The sequence below is a fragment of the Nocardia sp. bgisy134 genome (assembly GCF_965341865.1).
GTDB lineage: Bacteria > Actinomycetota > Actinomycetes > Mycobacteriales > Mycobacteriaceae > Nocardia.
This window is the reverse complement of sequence record NZ_CBDQZP010000013.1, coordinates 74,605-91,726: the sequence shown is the minus strand read 5'-3', so window position 1 is coordinate 91,726 and position 17,122 is coordinate 74,605. Positions and strand designations below refer to the sequence as shown.

Here is a 17,122-nt window from a genome sequence, read left to right as displayed (position 1 = left end):
GGCTCAGGTCGTGACGGGCTCGCGTCCGGCCAGCTCGATGAGATGCTGAACCAGGGTCAGCAGCACGTTCTTCGCCGATTCGCGGTCGCGGGCGTCGCACAGCATGACCGGGGTGTGCTGGTCCAGATCCAGCGCGTCGCGCACCTCGTCCTGGGTGTAGCGCGGCGCTCCGTCGAAGCAGTTCACCCCGACCATGAACGGCAGTCCGCGGCGCTCGAAGAAGTCCACGGCGGCAAAGGAATTGCCGAGACGCCGGGTGTCGGCCAGCACCACCGCGCCGAGCGCGCCGCGGGACAGCTCGTCCCACAGGAACCAGAATCGGTCCTGGCCGGGCGTGCCGAACAGGTACAGCACCAGATCGCGGTCGATGGTGATGCGCCCGAAGTCCAGCGCCACCGTGGTGGTCGATTTGGACTCCACGCCGGACAGATCGTCGACGCCGGTGCTGACTTCGGTGATGAGTTCCTCGGTGCGCAACGGCGCTATCTCGCTGATCGACGAGACCATGGTGGTCTTGCCGACGCCGAAGCCGCCCGCGATGAGGATCTTGACCGACGCGGCCAAGTGTTGCGGCCCGTCGGGATCGAGCCGGGCGGGGTCAAAGTTTTCTGATGCCATCCAGTACCGCTCGCAATATGTTGAGATCGCCGGGGCCAGCCTCCGGTTGTACCGGAGCCCGGAAGATCAAATGTCCCTCGCCGATCAGGTCGCCGACGAGAATCTTGGTCACCGCAAGGGGAAGTTTCAAGTTCGCCGCCACTTCGGCCACCGACTGCGGATCACGGCACAGGCGTACGATTTCCGCGTATTCGGGCTCCGGCCTGCGCAAAGTGGGTGCGGGCGATGCGGTGACCACCACCGTGACGATGTCCAAATCGTGACCTGCGCCCATGGTGCGCCCACGGGTCAGCGCGTACGGCCGGATCAACGGTCCGGCCGCGTCGTCGAACCACGGCTCACTCCGGCGCGTCATGGCAATCGGGCGGGGGTGGAGAGATAGGAGCCGACGCGCTGGACCGTGACGTTCATTTCGTAGGCCACCATACCGAGATTCGCGCTCTCGGAGGCCTGAAGGGCAAGGCAGGCATTGTCACCCGCCGAGGTCACGAACAGCACGGCGCGATCGAGTTCGATGACCGCCTGGCGCACGCCGCCGCCGTCGAATCGGCTGCCCGCGCTGCGCGCGAGCCCGTACAGGGTCGAGGACATGGCGGCGAAGTGTTCGGCGTCGTCGCGGCTCATCGCGGTGGAGCGGCCGAGCAGCAGTCCGTCGGTGGACAGCACCACCGCGTGCCGCACACCGGCCAGCCGATCCACCAGATCATCGAGCAGCCAGTTGAGATCACCGGGTTTGGGAGCGGTCACTGCACGCCTTCCTCTTCGTCGGCGGGCTGCGCACGGCGACCCTGCCGGGTTCCATTCTCGATGGCGGACATCAGATCCCGGGCCTGTTCGGCGGAACGCTCGCGTTCGACGACGGGCTCGGTGGACGATGGCTTCGCCAGCTCGGGTGCGAGATTGGCCTGTCGGTTGCGTTTGGGCAGCACGGGCCTGCCGTCGGCGGTGATCGCGGGCGCGTCGGCCGAGCTCGGCGGCGCCTGTTCGGGTTCCGGCGCAGGTGGGTCCATGGTGAGCACCGCGGCCGAAGACTCCGCCGTGCCAGCGGGCGTTTCGGTTCCTGGCGCCTCGATGAACGGCACCGGATGCCGCGGGCGTCGCGCCTGCTCGGGTGCCGGGGTTTCCGGCGCGGCCGGCGCGCTGTCGGTGACGAGCAGCGAGGTCGGGATGAGCACGATGGCGCGAATGCCGCCGTAGTCGGATTCCGCGAGCCGCACCGCGACGCCGTGCCGGACACCGAGCTGCGCCACCACGAACAGCCCGAGACGGGAATCCGCCGAGAGCGTGGCGACGCCGAAGTCCGGTGGATTGCGCAGCATCTCGTTCACCCGGAGCAGCTCCGCCTCCGGCATGCCCATCCCCTGGTCGCTGACCTCGACGACCACGCCGCGGCCGACGATGTTGCCCGAGATCTCCACCCGGGACTGCGGCGGGGAGAACGCGGTCGCGTTGTCCACCAGCTCCGCCACCAGGTGCACGAGGTCGGCGACCACGGTACCGAGCACACGCGCGTCGGGCAGCTTCGACACCCGCACGCGCGAGTAGTCGAGCGTCTCGCCGACCGCCGAGCGCACCAGATCCATCACCGGAATCGGATAGCGCCACTGCCTGCCCGGCTGACCGCCGCCGAGAATGATCAGGTTCTCCGCGTTGCGGCGTTCGCGAGTCGCCAGGTGATCGAGCCGGAACAGCGTCTCCAGCAGCGCCGGATCCTCCTGGCGCGCCTCGGCCTCGTCCAGGATCTCCAACTGCCGGTGCACCACGATCTGGCTGCGGTGCGCGATATTGAGGAAGACCGCCTTCACGCCCTCCCGGGTGCGGGCCTCGTCCACGGCGGCGGTCACCGCGGCCGCGTGCGCGTGTTCGAATGCCTGAGCCACTTCGCCGATCTCGTCGCGGCCGTAGTCGAGGCGTGGCGTCTCCGCGGCAGCATCGATGTCCTCGCCCGCGCGCAACCTGCGCATCATGTCGGGCAGCCGGTCGTCGGCCAGCGCGAGCGTCTCACCGCGCAACCGCTCGAGCCGCCGAATGATCCGGTTGGCCATCAGCACCGCGACCACAATGGCCGCGCCACTCAGCAGCAGCACACCGCCGCCGCCGAAGAGCGAGGTGAGCGCGGAGTCGGCCGACTTCTCCTCGGCGAGGCGCTGGGTGCGCTTGTTCTGGGCGATCCACAGATCGAGCAGGCCGCGGTTCACCTCGGCGGCCGCCTTCTGCCAGTCCTGCGGCGAAAGCGGCAGCGGCGCAGGCTCGGAAACGGTGCTGCTGCCGGTGCTACCGCCAGTAGTTCCGGTCGAGGAGTTCTCGTGCTCGGCGGGCGCGACGTAACGCCGCGCGACCGCGTTCTCCATCGCGGTCAGCTGCTGCCAGGCCGCGGAGTCGACGAGCGCGGCGCCCGACGCACGCTGATCGGTGTCGATTTCGGTGGCGAGCAGGGCGATCTCGGTGTGATAGAAGCCGATCTGGCGCAGGAACTCCTCCACAGGCACCGACACGTTTCCGTCGGCGGTCACGATGGCGACGGCAACCGCGTGACTGCGCGACATGGCCTCCGCGGCATGCAGCAATCGCATGCCCTCGGTGATCTCGACACCGATCTCGGCGTCCGGCGCGGACTGCTGGGCCACCTGCGAGCCGACCGAGACCACGTCGAGCAGCCGGTTGTAGAAGGCGTACGCCTCGGCGGCGGGCAGCTGGCGCGAATCCGTCTGGGCGCGAACGCCGGCCAGGTGCTGGCCGAGGGTGTTGAAACCGGCCAGGTCGTCGCCGATCTTGGAGTCGTCGACCGCGCGGATTCCCTCGCCGGCCTCCAGCAACTTGCGCAGCGCGCCGTCCAGCCGCACCCGCGCCGCGGTGAGCGCGGGACCGATCGAGTCGTCGCCCGCCAGGTGCGCCAGGGTGAGGTGGCGTTCTTGCTGCGTCGCCTCCATCAATTCCCTGGTCGACGGGATCGCGGCCTGCATCTGCGCCGCCCAGTCTTTCGCTGTGTTGCCCTGGTCGACCAGGTATCCCGCCGCACCCACGCCGATCACGAGCAGAGTCAGGCTCGGCAGGAGCGCGATCGCCAGTATCCGGGTCCGGACACCGAGCCTCGCTCTGAACATCGGCACAACGTAATTCAGCGAACTACACGGCTGGCATTCCGGTCCCGCTCAGCGGGACTGGATTTGACAAAGTCGCATGGAGGTGATCCATGCACGATGAGACACGCCTGTATTCGAGGCGAATCATTCGGAGTGGCAAGCGATTCGGTCGGTGCAGCGAGCTCGCCGCCGACAGGATTCGCGTCGCGGTGACGTGTCGGTTATCGCTTGCGGATCCACAACCACGAGGCGGCGACGGCGAGGACTACCGAGGGTTTGCCGAGCAGCGTGGTCGCGACCGCCAGGGCCGTGATCTGATCGGCGGCATACAGCGGCAGGAGCACCAGCACGTGGAGCGCCCACATCACGGCCCAGGCCGCGGTCAGGCGCCTGTGCTTCCGGATCCGGGGCTGGTCGACATCGGAGGGTTCGATCCGGAGGCGTTGGCACACGAGCAGGCTCAACGGTCGGCCCCGGATCAGGGTGGCGCCGAAGGCGACAGTCAGGACCGCGCAACCGACGATCTCAGGGAGAAAGAAGGCACGGCCCTCGCCGGTGAACAGCACCAGCGCCGAATAGGCGGTGACGGCCACCAGGGCGGCCGTGACGACCTTCGGTGAATCACCGCGTCGCAGCCGCCATCCGGCGAGCAGCGCCGCCGCGGTCAACGTGGCCGCGACCGCCGGACCGGTTCCGAACAGTTGATATCCGACCAGGAATACCGCGACCGGCGTGGCGGCGTCGACGAAGTGCCGAACGCCGCCACGCGCGAGGACGGCCTGCCCGAGCACCCTGGCGGCCGAGCGTACTGGCGCGGAGTCGTGCGGGGTCTCGGACCGGATGTCGTCGAATGTCATTTCGGTCAACGGGCGGGGCGGGGGCCGACGATGGAGGCGCGTTCCATGATGCGCACGTGGGGCCAGTAGTCGCTGGCGGCGTAGTGCTGGACGGCGCGGTTGTCCCAGAACGCGACGGTGTCGAGCTCCCACCGCAGGCGAACCTGATGTTCGGGGGCGTCGGCCGTCCGGCACAACCGGTCGATCAGATCGCGGCCCTCCTCGAGGTCCCAGCCGTGGATGCGGTCGGCGAAGACCCGGTTGACGTAGAGGTGCTTGCGGCCGGTGACGGCGTGCGTGCACACCAGCGGGTGGGCGACCGCCGGATGCTCGGCGCGCATCTTCTCCCGCTGCTCGTCGTTGAGCATGTGCCCGAACGCGCGAGTGAAATCATGGACGGCGTCGACGTTTTCGATTCGCGCCCGGGTGTCCTCGTCGAGGGCGTCGTAGGCGGCGTACATGTCGGCGAACAGCGTGTCCCCGCCGATCGGGGGCACCGAGATCGCATGCAGGACCGCGCCCATCGACGGCTGCTCGCGCCAGGTGACGTCGTGATGCCAGGCGTTCTCGAAACCGCCGACCTGGGCACTCTTTTCGAATCGCACGAGTTCTGGCTGGTCGGTGTTGGAGGGAATGAACGGGTGGACCTCGAGCATGCCGAACCGTCGCGCGAAGGCCACATGTCGTCCCGGGGTGAGCGGCTGGTCGCGGAAGAACAGCACCTTGTACTCGTGCAGCGCCTGCCGCAGTTCGACGATCACCCCGTTCGGCAACTCGGTGGTCAGGTCCACCCCGGAGATCTCCGCGCCGAGGGTCGCGCCGACCTGGCGGGCGTCGAAATGCTGCCAGCTCAGCTGGGCGAGCCGGTCACGCTCGGTGGCGATATGCGTGAAAGGGCCGGACCGGACCGGGTATCCGGGGAGCTGAACGGTGCGGGGCGTGAAGCCGGCGGCCGGGTCCTTGTCGGCGATCACGGACATGGCGACCTTCTTTCTGGGAGGGAGCGAGGCTGTAGTCAATCGACTACAGCTGATGTGAGCTACTGTAGTCACATGACTACAGAGGGTGCAAGGACGTCTCCCGACGACAGCAACCCGCTCGGTCGCGACGCCGTCGTGTCCGCGGTGCTCACCCACGCCGCGGATCTGTTCGCCGAACGCGGCCCCGCTGCGACGTCGATCCGAGACATCGCCGAGCGGGCGGGAGTGAATCACGGACTGGTATTCCGGCACCTCGGCGCCAAGGACAAGCTCGTAACAGCCGTCCTCGATCACCTCTCCGCCGAGACCGCCGAGCTCGCCGATGCGGGCGTGTTGTTGCCGGACGATCCCCGGCTGCGCAGGCACTGGGTCGTGCTGGCGCGCTGCATTCTCGACGGCTACCCGGTCGGACAGATGCAGAGCCGGTTTCCTGTCATCGCGGCTCTGATCGACTATGCACGCTCACATCGAGCCGACGACCGCGACGCCGCCCTCTCCGTCGCACACGCCGCGGCGTTCGTACTCGGCTGGCAATTGTTCGAGCCCTTCCTGCGCAACGCCGCCGGGCTCGACGACATCTCGAATGCTCAACTGCAGCAGGCCATCAACGCCGAAGCCGTCCGGATCCTGTGCGGCAGCCCGCAACCATCCCCCGCCGATCGGGACCGGTAGCCGGAACGCGCGCGTCACCGCTTCCCTGTCCGAAGACGTTGACCGCGAATCGCAGTCATCGGCTCGCGCGAAATGGTTCGACGATTCCGCGCGGGCGCCGATATCGTCACGGCGGTGCATCCTGTCTCGGCCCCTCCTTTGTGGCAACAGATCGTGTTGAAACCACCGCCCTGGCCGCCGCTGCTCATCGCGGCCCGCTGGTGGGTTCGATACGGGCCTGGAATCGCCGTCGAACGGAGGCTGCTGCGGGAATGGCTCGACGTCGGTCTCCAGCAGCGACCACGGCCACCCAGAAACGTGCGCACCCGCTACGGGCAGCGGTTCCTCGTCCCGACGACCAGCGACTTCATTGCCCGTGCGATCTACACCCACGGCTGCTGGGAGGCTGGTATCTCCAGGCTCGTCGCCGCGCGTCTGCGGCGAGGCGACGGATTCATCGACATCGGATCCGCCGGCGGGTGGTATGCCGTGCTCGCGGCACGACTCGTCGGCCCCACCGGATATGTCGTCGCGATCGAACCGGCGTCACACGAACAGCTGCGGGCGAACCTGGCGCTCAACAGCATCGGCAACGTGCGCGTCGTCCAGGCGGCCGTCACCAACGAACCGGGGGCGGTGACCCTCTACACCCCGCACGCGAACACCGGCGCCACCACAACGATCCGCCCCGACACCTACCAGTCCACGATCACCGTTCCCGGCCTGCCACTGGCCCAGATGCTGGACCGAGGCGACTTGGAGAACGCCCGGATCATCAAGGTGGATGTCGAAGGCGCCGAAGGCACAGTCCTCACCCAGCTCGCCGCCTCGATCCCTCGGCTGCGCAAGGACTGCGAGATCATCGTCGAAGTCACTCCCCACTGGCTGACCATCGCCGGGCACGACGTGAGTACGATTCTGAAACCATTCACGGACAATGGTTTTCGCCTCTACAAGATCCAGAACCCCTACGCACCAGAGGATATTCTGGACATGCTGCGATACCCACTTCCGCCAACCCTGGCCACCGGACCCTTTCCCCGGCAGATCGATCTGCTCCTCACTCGCGCCACCGAAAGCTGAGACGACCCCGAACTCCTGAGGCTGTCAGGAAGTGCCAACGCAAGAATCGGACCGGATGGGCAGCGCACTCACCGCCGTCACCTCAGCAGCCGCCGCCGCTGTCGTTGACCGGTCCGGTTCTGATCCTGCCGGTGATCACATAGATGTGGTGCAGGGTGCCGGGAGAATGCGGTTCGACGCGCCGGACAAGTCGGGGTCCCGGTAGTAACCGGACGAAAAACAACGACAATGGCTTGACCAGCGGTGATGCCTCTAGTCGCGAGCGGTCATTGCGTTCAGGCGGGTTCGAGGTGGCGGTAGATGGTTTTGCGGGAGACGCCGAAGGTTTCGGCGATCTGGGCAACTGTGTATTTGCGTTTGCCGTGCCGGTCGCGTTCGTCATACATCTCGCGGGCCTTGAGCGCTTGCAACTGGGTGAGCGCGGGTGGTCGGCCGCCGACTCGTCCTCGGGCGCGGGCGGATTCGAGTCCTTCGAGGGTGCCTTCGCTGATGAGGTCGGCGAGCATCTCGTCCATCGCGGCGATGACGTGGAACAGGAACCGTCCCGCGGGGGTGGTGGTGTCGATGCCTTGTTTGAGCACGACCAGCTCGATGCCGCGTTCGTCGAGTTGGGCGGCGAGTTCGGTCATATGCCGCACAGAGCGGAACGGGCGCGAGAGCCGGATGATCACCAGTTCGTCACCGCGACGCAGGTGTTCGAAGCATTTGTCCCACTCCGGGCGCCGCGCCAGCTTCCCGGATGCCTTGTCCACCCAGATCCGTTCGCACCCGGCCGCATTGAGTGCGTCGATCTGGGAATCGTCTTTCTGCCCGCGAGTCGACACCCGCGCGTACCCGAACTGAGCCATGCCCGGAACTGTCCCATAAAGGGCTGACACCTGCGGTTTCGTCCCGTAGATACCGCACACGAGTTCTGGCCCGAATCGGGTCGGCGTCGAGCTGGGCGGATGCGCGTTTCTCGCCGGGATGCCGTTGTGGGACAGAAACGAACGTTTTCGACTCGAGTGATCACCCACCTGTGTCGCAGCATGTGAGGCGGCCTGGCCGCCTCACATGCATTCCGATGGTCAGTCCCTATCGGCCGTTCGATCCTCCTCACAGGCTTTCGGTTGCTCAGTCGCGGAATCAGTGCCGGGCTTACCGAACCAGCGGGTGAGGTGGCCGTCTAGGTCCTGCTGATCGTCGCCGAACCAGGCGACGTGGCCGTCGGGGCGCAGCAGGACGCACGGAACATCTAGTGCCGCAGAGGAATCCGCGAGGTAGTCGACCCGGTCTGACCAACCGCCGACTGTCAGGCGTTCGGTGCGGTCCAGCAGCAGGCCTCGGCCGCGATTCAGCAGACCGTAAAGGCGGCCCTGTTTCAGATCTATGTCGGGCAGGCGGCGGCCGAGCAGGTCGGGGCCCTCGCCGAAGTCGTAACGGATGTCGACGGCGGTGATCTTCTCGATCAGATAGCGGTTCACCTCGTCGAAGTCCATCAGTTCGGTGAGCAGCCTGCGCACCGCCTGAGGGCCTGGTTCGGTGGAGTGCAGTTCCGTTTGGGCGCGGGTGTTGTCGAGTACGTCCGCGGCGACCGGATGACGTTCGGTCTGGTAGGTGTCCAGCAGTGTTTCCGGCGCCCAGCCGCGGATCTGTGCGGCCAGTTTCCAGCCGAGGTTGACTGCGTCCTGAACGCCCAGGTTCAGGCCTTGTCCGCCGGTGGGCGGGTGGATGTGCGCCGCATCGCCGGCCAGCAGCACACGCCCGACCCGATAACGCTCGGCCAGCCGAGTGGCATCGCCGAAGCGGGACAACCAGCGCGGGGAGTGCACGCCGAAATCGGTTCCGGCGATGGCGCGCAACTGTTGTTTGAAATCGTCGAGGGTGGGCGGCTCCGCACGATCGCTGACTCCGGCGGCGGGGACCACGACGCCGTAGGCACCTTCGCCGAAGGGCTGGAGCCTGAAACGCTTATTGGTCGCGTAGATTTCGCCCGCCTTGGCAGCGACCTCTTCCTGCGGCACACCCACTTCCATCTCACCCATGAGAGTGTCATTCCGTGAGGGCTCGCCGGGGAAGCCGACGCCGAGCAGTTTGCGCACCGTACTGCGCGCGCCGTCACAGCCGATGAGGTAACGCGCACGCAGCTTCTCCCCGTCGGCCAGCTCGACGGTCACGCCCTCGTTGTTCTGCTCGAAACCGGCCACCGCGCAACCGCGTTGGACTTGCGCGCCCAGCGCGATCGCATGTTCTTCGAGCAGGTGAACGACGACCGCCTGCGGAATGCCCAGCAGATAGGCGTGCGCCGAATCCAGGCCCTCGGGCGCGGGTTTGGGGATGGCGGCGAAGATACCGCCAACCGGTCGCCGTCTTCCACGTTCGAGCATGCGATCCAGCAGTCCACGCATCGCCATCAGCTCGAGACTGCGCATATGCAGACTGACTATGCGCACGAACGACACGGGCTCAGGTTCTTTCTCCAGAACGAGTACTCGCACATCGTGCAGCCGCAGTTCGGCGGCCAGCATCAAACCGGTCGGGCCGCACCCGGCAATGATCACATCGAATGTCAGTGGCGCGCATTCGCTGCCGGAGGCCCGCGACCGGAGGCCGGGGACGTCACCGGAGGTGACATCCCGCTCGACCGTTGCGTTCGACGATGGGGTGGACTGAGGAGAGTTCACAGGTGTTGCCTTTCGGGAGTGCTGGTGAACGGCGCTCCCGGACGACGACCTATCGCCCGACCATGACCCACGAGGGGAGCACCCATGTCGATACTGCGTTCACGGATACCACCTCCTCGGTCTCTTGCACGGCCTCCGGCAAAGTAACAGTGGTCGCCGTGGTTCGCCAACAGGTTTTTACGGAGAATGAAATCGCCCCGAACGCGCACTGCTCGGCTAATCACAGGCCGTTGATGACAGACGGCGTGAGCACCGGGTCGAGGTCAGAAGAGGGTGTCGCGCACACGAAGCGGGCGGTAACCGGTCGGCCCGAGCTGGGCGAGTTCGGCATCGATATCGACCTCGATCGCGCCGAAGAAGTTGATGTTCTCCGAGTGCGCGGGCGAGATATGGGCCAGCACATCAGCGTCTATGCGGCGACCCTGCCGACGCATCTGGTCCACCGCGAGCCCGTAATACTCTGTGGTCCAGGCGATTACCGCGTTCGTGGCCAGGGTCAGGCACCAGGCCTGCTCGGTCTGGGCTTCCAGGTGCCGGGCGCGGAAGGCGCCTTCGTGGGCGTAGATGAGGTCGCGTTTGAGGGCATGGATGGATTCGCCCTTGTTGAGCTGGCGCGAGATCTTGCGCCGGTAGTCGGGATCGGTCAGGTACCGGCAGGCGTAGATGGTGCGGCGCATCGCGCCGTACTCCTTGAGCGCCGCCGCCAGGGCGTTCTGCCGACCCGAGGCCGACAGTTTGCCGACCAGCAGGGACGCGGTGGCGTGCCCGAATTTCAGTGACCCGGCCAACCTGAGCAGGTCGTCGTAATGCTCGGCGATCAGGTCCAGATTCAACTTGCGGGTCAGCAGCGGTCCTGTGTGAGGGAACCGCGCTTCGGCGTCGGCGCGCGGCACCGGCCGGTACAGGGTGATCTTGCCCAGATCCCGGATACGCGGGGACAACTGCATCCCGAGCAAGTCGAACAGTGCAAAGTTGACCAAGGTGACCCCGTAAGTATCTGTCGCATGCTCGGTGATCGGCAGATCGGTTGCGTTGCCCAGGATTTCATCGAGTACGTAGTGGGCTTCGCGGCGGGTGGTGACGATGATCTTGGTGCCGTAGGTGGTGTGCTGATCGGTGACGTGGGTGTAGGTCGATAAGCCCTGGTCAGCGAAAAATTGCGGCACGGTGCGAGCAGTGGTCGACTTGCCGCGCGTCGGGAACCGCTGACCGTCGCTGGAGGACAGGGTTCCGGTTCCGAAAGCCGCTGTCAGAGGCAGTCTTTGGTGGTAGCCGATGAGCGCGAGATTCGCCGCGCGCAGCGTTTCCTCGCGCACATACCACTCCGCGGTCCAAGCCAGGATGTCGTAGGAGATGCCGCTGGCTTCGGCCATCCGGGTGAGCCCCAGATTCGTGGAATAGGCCAGCAGCACCGCGATCAGATTGCGTTTTAGCTCTGGGCTGCGGGCCTGTTTGCCACCCGCGTGGGTGAAGCAGTCCAGGTAGCCAGTGCGTTTGTCCAGCTCGATCAGCAACGACACGATCGGCGCGAACGGCAGCATCTCGGTCAACTCGGCCTTCAACGCGATCGCCTCGGTCGGAATATCCTCGGCGGTCAACGGTGAGATCACCAGGTCACCGGCGTCATCCAGGCGCACCGGCCCGTCACCGGCGTTGAGCATCTGCTCCAGTTCACTGACTGCCTCACCCCACTCATCCGACAGCGCGGCCAATGCACGAGCCGGATCAGCCGGTTTGCCGACCAGGCGGCAGAACTCGCCGCGTTGGAGCTCCCACTGCTCGGGCGTGAGCAGATAGGCGGCAGGATCGGCGTAGCGGCGCGACCCCGGCACGAACACATCCCCACTACGCAGCCCGTCCCGCAGACCGAGCAGCACACACAACTCCCAAAAATGCCGGTAGGCAACGGCATTGCCGGTCTTTCGTGCTTCGTCGAGATAGCCCCGCCACTTGGTCGGCACGAATCCCGTGGGCGCGTCGTCGAACACCTTCCGGCGACCGGTCGCGTTGAGCTCGCGCAACATGTTCACCGCGATGAGTAGCTCCGTCGCCGACGTACCGCCGGCGAAGCGCACCGCCGACAACACCGCCGGAGTGAACTTCCGCAGATACGAATACGACCCATCCAGGGCGGCCAGGTGCCCGTGATCGCGCGGCAGCCGCGGCCGGGCCTGGGCGATCGCGGCCCGCAACCGCTCCCACCCGATGCCCTCACCCCGGATCAACGTACCCACGTCCTCGTCGGGAATCTGCGGGTCGGTGATGATCGCCAAAGCTCGTCCAGCAGCGCCTGCCGGTCTTCTCCGTTTTTCCGCGTTCGGCCAGTTCCTCGCGCATCCGGTTCTCGGCGGCACTGAACTTCGCCGACACTGCCTGGTCGAACAGCGCCACCACCTCATCGAGTACCTCGGCGGCCGACTGCGCCAGCACCGTCAACAAGATCGGATACCGGCGCTCGGGATCACGGCGCTCCAGCGCCTGACCGGTCAAACGGCGGCCCAGCGTGGCCAGGAACCGGCGACGCTCGGCCGGAAGCACCGACAAATCCAGGGTGTCGGCCCCCAGGCTACGAACGAACCCCAGCTTCTCGACCTCGTTCTTTACCGCGGCCGCCGACGCCTCCACCGGCCCGGTGGACAACCACCGCAGCCGCGACATCCGAATCGAGGCATCGGTGACCAGCAACCGATCCAGCTCCGTGCATCGTTGCGGAGTCAGCTCGTGCGCGAGTCGATCGTAGGTCTCCCGTTGGGCCTGCTCCCGCGCATGCACGACGCGGCGAACGACGGTGTCGGGGCTGGGACGGATCACCCGCGCCGAGAGCAGATACTCACACCCCAACCGGAACAGCAGTGTCGGCGAATCATGTTCCATCGCCCGCGCCAGCAAGAACTCGTTCAACTCCTTCAACTCCATCGTGCTCGCCGACCGCCACCCCAGATACTGCGCCACCAACCGGAGATGCTCGGTGCGCGTCTGTGCACGCTTCCCGTACGAATCGATCAGCGACACATCAACATCCAGTTGCTGCGCCAACCGCGCCACCGCCACCGCAGGTGCGGAAGCCACTTTGTCCGGCACGAACCCCAGCCACGGCAGCGCACACAATGCCACCGACAAACCCAGCCGCTCCGCCGGGCCGCGCCCGCGACCAGGTGTCAGAAAGGCGATGTCAGCCGGAGTAAGCGTGAAGTGCCGGAACAACTCCTCGCGGCTGATATCCGGGAACTCGCGCAGCCGCGCCAACTCCTCGGCCGCGAACACCTGCATCGCCACGAAACCCAACCTCCAGCACGCCGACCAACCTCATCGGCAGCCAAGCCAAGCACCAATCACGATGCCCCGCAGGACAAACGAGGAGTGTGCTATCTCAGCTGGTCGAGCCATTGTCGTTGTTTTTCGTCCGGGACCCCTCGACGCGCCGGACAAGTCGGAGGTCCGGTCAGCCGGTGACGGGGCGACTCGAGATCAGATCCAGGGCGATGTCGACGATCATGTCCTCCTGACCGCCGACCAGCCCGCGGCGGCCGACTTCGAGTAGCAGCGCGCGAGCATCGATGCCGTAGCGTGTCGCCGCGTTCTCCGCGTGCCGGAGGAACGAGGAATACACGCCGGCGTATCCAAGGGTCAGGGTCTCGCGGTCGACCTGCACTGGCCGGTCCCGGAGTGGGCGTACCAGATCGTCGGCGGCGTCCTGGAGTGCGAACAGGTCGCAATCGTGTTGCCAGCCTTGCAGTTCGGCGACCGCGATGAACGGCTCGATCGGGCAGTTGCCCGCCCCCGCGCCTTGACCGGCCAGCGAGGCGTCGACGCGGGTCGCGCCCTCCTCGACAGCGACGACGCTGTTGGCCACCGCCAGCGATAGATTCTCGTGAGCGTGGATGCCGATCTGGGTGTCGGGCGCGAGCACGTCGCGATAGGCGCGGAGCCGCTCGCGCACACCGTCCATGGTCAGCCGCCCGCCCGAGTCGGTGACGTAAACGCACTGTGCGCCATAGGATTCCATCAGCGCCGCCTGTGCGGCCAGCTGCGCGGGCGCGGCCATGTGGCTCATCATGAGGAACCCGGAAACATCCATGCCCAGTTCGCGGGCGGTGGCGATGTGCTGTGCGGCGATATCGGCCTCGGTGCAGTGGGTGGCGATCCGAACCGACCGCACGCCGAGCTCGTAGGCGCGCCGCAAATCGGCGATGGTGCCGATACCCGGCAACAGCAGTGTCGTCAGCACGGACTTCCGCACGGCCGCGGCGGCGGCCTCGAGCCACTGCCAGTCGGTGTGACTGCCAGGCCCGTAGTTGACCGAACCGCCCGCCAACCCGTCACCGTGCGCGACCTCGATCGCGTCGACCCCCGCCGCGTCCAGCGCCGACACGATCGCGCCGACATCACCGGGCGAAATGCGGTGGCGGATGGCGTGCATCCCGTCGCGCAGGGTCACATCCTGGATGTAGAGCCGCCGGGTCATCGGTCCACCTCGATTCCAGCCCGCGCCGGGCCGATCGCCGCGACCGCGTCGCGACCTGCGATGCGTTCGGCCACGCGCAGCGCCGCCGAGGTCATGATGTCGAGATTGCCCGCGTACGCGGGCAGATAGTGGGCCGCGCCCTCCACCTCGAGGAACACCGACACCTGGGTGAGCGGGCCGAGGCCCGGCGGGACCAGGGTGTGCACGTCCTCGGCGACCGAGGCGAATTGCACCTGCTGCTTGAGCCGGTATCCGGGCACGTACTGCGCGACCCTGTCGGCCATCTCGGCGACCGAGGCCGCGATCGCCTCACGGTCGGCGTCGCCGATGAGACAGAACACGGTGTCGCGCATGATCAGGGGCGGTTCGGCCGGATTGAGGACGATGATCGCCTTGCCGCGCGCCGCACCGCCGACCGATTCGATGGCGCGCGACGTGGTTTCGGTGAACTCGTCGATATTGGCGCGCGTGCCGGGTCCCGCGGACTTCGAGGCGATCGAGGCCACGATCTCGGCGTAGTGCACCGGGGTCACGGCCGCGACGGCGGCCACGATCGGAATGGTGGCTTGACCGCCGCAGGTGACCATGTTGACGTCGTCGCTGCCGTCGTCCAGCAGCCGGTCGAGATTGACCGGCGGGACCACGAACGGGCCGATCGCGGCGGGGGTGAGGTCGACGAGCTTCTTGCCGAAGGGACGGAGCTTCTCGGCGTTCGCGACATGGGCTTTGGCCGAGGTGGCGTCGAAGACGATGTCGATCTCGTCGAAGTTCGGCAGTGCGATCAGGCCGTCGACACCATCGGCCGTCGTCGGAATGCCGAGGCGGCGGGCCCGGGCGAGCCCGTCGGAACCGGGGTCGATGCCGACCATCGCGCCCACGCGCAGGGTGTCGGACAGCCGCAGCACCTTGAGCATCAGATCGGTGCCGATGTTTCCGGAACCGATGATCGCCACCGAGGTCGTGGTGGATTCGGACACGTTCATGAGAACTCTTTCGGGGAGAAGACGGCATCGACGGATCCGAGCGGCTCGATCTCGGCGCGGATGCGCGCACCCGGCGGCGCGGGCGCCATCGGACCCAGCGCGCCCGACAGCACGACCTGCCCGGCGCGCAGCGGATCCCCGTACGCGCGAGCGGCATCGGCGAGCCAGGCCAGCGCCAGCAGCGGATCGCCGAGGCACGCCGCGCCCGCGCCCTCCGAGACGAGCACGTCGTCGGCGAACATGCGCATGGTCACCGCCCTGGGCTGGAACTCCGCCAGGGTCAGGCGATCTCGGCCGAGCACGTACAGACCACTCGAGGCGTTGTCTGCGATGGTGTCGGTGATGGTGATGTCCCAGTCGGCGATGCGGCTGTCGACGATCTCGATCGCGGCGACGGCGTAGTCGACCGCCGCGCGAACCCGCTCGAGGCTCAGCTCGCCGTCGGCGAGATCGGCGCCGAGCACGAACGCGACTTCGGCTTCGGCCTTGGGTTGCAGCAGACGATCGGAGGGCACCGCGGGCAGCGAGCTGACATCCATGTCGTCGAACAGGACGCCGAAATCGGGTTGATCGACCCCGACCTGGCGCTGGACGGCCGGTGCGGTCAGCCCGATCTTGCGCCCGACGATCCGCGCGCCGGACGCGAGGCGGCGGCGCGTGCCTTCGGCCTGCACGGCATAGGCACCCGGCACATCCCCGGCGGGGATCAGATCGCGGATCGACGCTGTGGGACAACCGGATTCGCTTGCCTGCGCCAAGAGCTCGGCCGCCTGCCGGATGCCGGGGGTCGCGACTCGACTGGTGTTCACGAAGCCTCCTGTCGGCGGCCGGTCGCGGTGGTGACGGCGAATCCGGCGATCCACTCGGGAATGGCCTCGTAGAAGCGGTAACCGAGTTCGTAGTCGCCGGACGCGGCGAGCGCGGCGTAGGCCGCGATCCAGGTCCGCACCTCGTGTGCGGATCCACCGCCCTCGCGTCCCATCCATTCGACGGTCCAGTCGTCGAAGGCCGCGAGATCGTTGTGCTGCAACAGATCCAGCAGCTGGCTGTCCCACTCGGGATTGATGGGGATCATGCCGGTCGATCCGGCCGCGTAGGCGCGGCCTGCCTCGACCACACGGCCCTCGCCCTTGGCGCGCTGTTCCGGTGTCGGTGGATGTCCCTCGATCAGCGCGTCGGCCACCCGCGGCGGAGCGCCGGCGAGCACCGGCACCGGCGGGTCGTGGGAGAGCCCGCCCGACCCGAGGAACAGCACGCGACGATCGAGTTCCGCGGCGGCTTGGCCGATCGCGGTGCCCAGTGCGCGCACCCGGGCGACCGGGCCGAGGGGAGTGGCGACACCGTTGACGAACACCGGGACCACCGGAACCCGGTCGATCCCGCCGAACAGCATCTCCAGCGGCTGCGCGAAACCATGATCGACGGTCATGCGCGCCGACACTGTGAGGTCGATTCTGCGGGCGAGCACCCCGGCGGCCAACTGCTCGGCGGCGGCGGTGTCGACCGTCAACGGCCCAGCGGCGGAATCGAAGTCGCCGACCGCGTGCGCCGCGGTGGCCAGACAGAACGGGGGCATCTCCCGGTAGAAGAATCCGTTGTAGTGATCGGGTGCGAACAGCACCACCAGCTCGGGGTCGAAGGTGCGGACGAACTCGCGTGCGATGGCGATGGCGTGATCGACCCGGGCGAGAACCTCGGGTGCGGGATCGTTCTTGCCGATCAAGGGTGAATGGGACAGGCCGACGGCTGCCGCGGTCATA

The 17,122-nt window shown here is 67.1% G+C and carries 14 protein-coding genes and 1 pseudogene; 2 read left to right on the top strand and 13 right to left on the bottom strand.

Going from position 1 to position 17,122, the window contains the following annotated elements; all coding sequences use genetic code 11:
- Nucleotides 1–3: 3 nt before the first annotated feature.
- From ACRWNM_RS22775 to ACRWNM_RS22750, 6 genes are all read right to left on the bottom strand, one after another.
- Nucleotides 4–618 (bottom strand): GTP-binding protein, encoded by a 615-nt coding sequence (locus tag ACRWNM_RS22775; protein WP_431970087.1) that lies wholly within the window; start codon nucleotides 616–618, stop codon nucleotides 4–6.
- The gene (locus tag ACRWNM_RS22770) at nucleotides 599–973 is read right to left on the bottom strand and encodes a DUF742 domain-containing protein (RefSeq protein ID WP_431970086.1); all 375 of its coding nucleotides are present in this window, start codon (nucleotides 971–973) and stop codon (nucleotides 599–601) included. Before ACRWNM_RS22770 ends, ACRWNM_RS22775 begins: the two co-directional genes overlap by 20 nt.
- Nucleotides 970–1,365 carry a roadblock/LC7 domain-containing protein gene (locus ACRWNM_RS22765; protein WP_357456658.1) on the bottom strand — a complete coding sequence of 132 codons (396 nt, stop codon included), beginning with the start codon at nucleotides 1,363–1,365 and terminating at the stop codon, nucleotides 970–972. The genes ACRWNM_RS22770 and ACRWNM_RS22765 overlap by 4 nt, the downstream gene beginning before the upstream one ends.
- Complete coding sequence (locus tag ACRWNM_RS22760) at nucleotides 1,362–3,722, bottom strand: sensor histidine kinase (RefSeq protein WP_431970085.1); 2,361 nt, start codon at nucleotides 3,720–3,722, stop codon at nucleotides 1,362–1,364. Before ACRWNM_RS22760 ends, ACRWNM_RS22765 begins: the two co-directional genes overlap by 4 nt.
- Nucleotides 3,723–3,922: 200 nt before the next feature.
- The gene (locus ACRWNM_RS22755; protein WP_431970084.1) at nucleotides 3,923–4,558 is read right to left on the bottom strand and encodes a DUF3159 domain-containing protein; all 636 of its coding nucleotides are present in this window, start codon (nucleotides 4,556–4,558) and stop codon (nucleotides 3,923–3,925) included.
- Between the two features lie 5 nt (nucleotides 4,559–4,563).
- The gene (locus tag ACRWNM_RS22750; RefSeq protein WP_431970083.1) at nucleotides 4,564–5,517 is read right to left on the bottom strand and encodes a TauD/TfdA dioxygenase family protein; all 954 of its coding nucleotides are present in this window, start codon (nucleotides 5,515–5,517) and stop codon (nucleotides 4,564–4,566) included.
- Between the two features lie 72 nt (nucleotides 5,518–5,589).
- Between ACRWNM_RS22750 and ACRWNM_RS22745 the strand changes: the two genes are divergently transcribed.
- Both ACRWNM_RS22745 and ACRWNM_RS22740 read left to right on the top strand, forming a co-directional pair.
- Nucleotides 5,590–6,189, top strand: a complete 600-nt coding sequence (locus ACRWNM_RS22745; RefSeq protein ID WP_431970082.1) for a TetR/AcrR family transcriptional regulator — start codon at nucleotides 5,590–5,592, stop codon at nucleotides 6,187–6,189.
- Nucleotides 6,190–6,342: 153 nt separating this feature from the next.
- Entirely contained in the window at nucleotides 6,343–7,251 is a 909-nt protein-coding gene (locus ACRWNM_RS22740) for an FkbM family methyltransferase (RefSeq protein WP_431970081.1), read from the top strand.
- A gap of 275 nt (nucleotides 7,252–7,526) precedes the next feature.
- Here ACRWNM_RS22740 and ACRWNM_RS22735 read toward each other — a convergent pair whose 3' ends face one another.
- The 7 genes and pseudogenes from ACRWNM_RS22735 to ACRWNM_RS22705 form a co-directional block, all read right to left on the bottom strand.
- On the bottom strand, nucleotides 7,527–8,099 hold the full coding sequence (locus tag ACRWNM_RS22735; protein WP_431970080.1) for a recombinase family protein: 573 nt from the start codon (nucleotides 8,097–8,099) through the stop codon (nucleotides 7,527–7,529).
- A 219-nt stretch (nucleotides 8,100–8,318) separates the two neighbouring features.
- A complete protein-coding gene (gene rox / locus ACRWNM_RS22730) occupies nucleotides 8,319–9,803 on the bottom strand; it encodes a rifampin monooxygenase (RefSeq protein ID WP_431970222.1) in 1,485 nt (494 codons plus the stop codon).
- A gap of 374 nt (nucleotides 9,804–10,177) precedes the next feature.
- Nucleotides 10,178–13,190, bottom strand: a pseudogene (locus ACRWNM_RS22725) (Tn3 family transposase).
- Nucleotides 13,191–13,356: 166 nt separating this feature from the next.
- The gene (gene dmpG / locus ACRWNM_RS22720; RefSeq protein ID WP_431970079.1) at nucleotides 13,357–14,379 is read right to left on the bottom strand and encodes a 4-hydroxy-2-oxovalerate aldolase; all 1,023 of its coding nucleotides are present in this window, start codon (nucleotides 14,377–14,379) and stop codon (nucleotides 13,357–13,359) included.
- The gene (locus tag ACRWNM_RS22715) at nucleotides 14,376–15,362 is read right to left on the bottom strand and encodes an acetaldehyde dehydrogenase (acetylating) (protein WP_431970078.1); all 987 of its coding nucleotides are present in this window, start codon (nucleotides 15,360–15,362) and stop codon (nucleotides 14,376–14,378) included. The genes dmpG and ACRWNM_RS22715 overlap by 4 nt, the downstream gene beginning before the upstream one ends.
- Nucleotides 15,359–16,171 carry a 2-keto-4-pentenoate hydratase gene (locus ACRWNM_RS22710; protein ID WP_431970077.1) on the bottom strand — a complete coding sequence of 271 codons (813 nt, stop codon included), beginning with the start codon at nucleotides 16,169–16,171 and terminating at the stop codon, nucleotides 15,359–15,361. Before ACRWNM_RS22710 ends, ACRWNM_RS22715 begins: the two co-directional genes overlap by 4 nt.
- A complete protein-coding gene (locus ACRWNM_RS22705) occupies nucleotides 16,168–17,121 on the bottom strand; it encodes a 3-carboxyethylcatechol 2,3-dioxygenase (protein WP_431970076.1) in 954 nt (317 codons plus the stop codon). The genes ACRWNM_RS22710 and ACRWNM_RS22705 overlap by 4 nt, the downstream gene beginning before the upstream one ends.
- Nucleotide 17,122 lies beyond the last annotated feature (1 nt).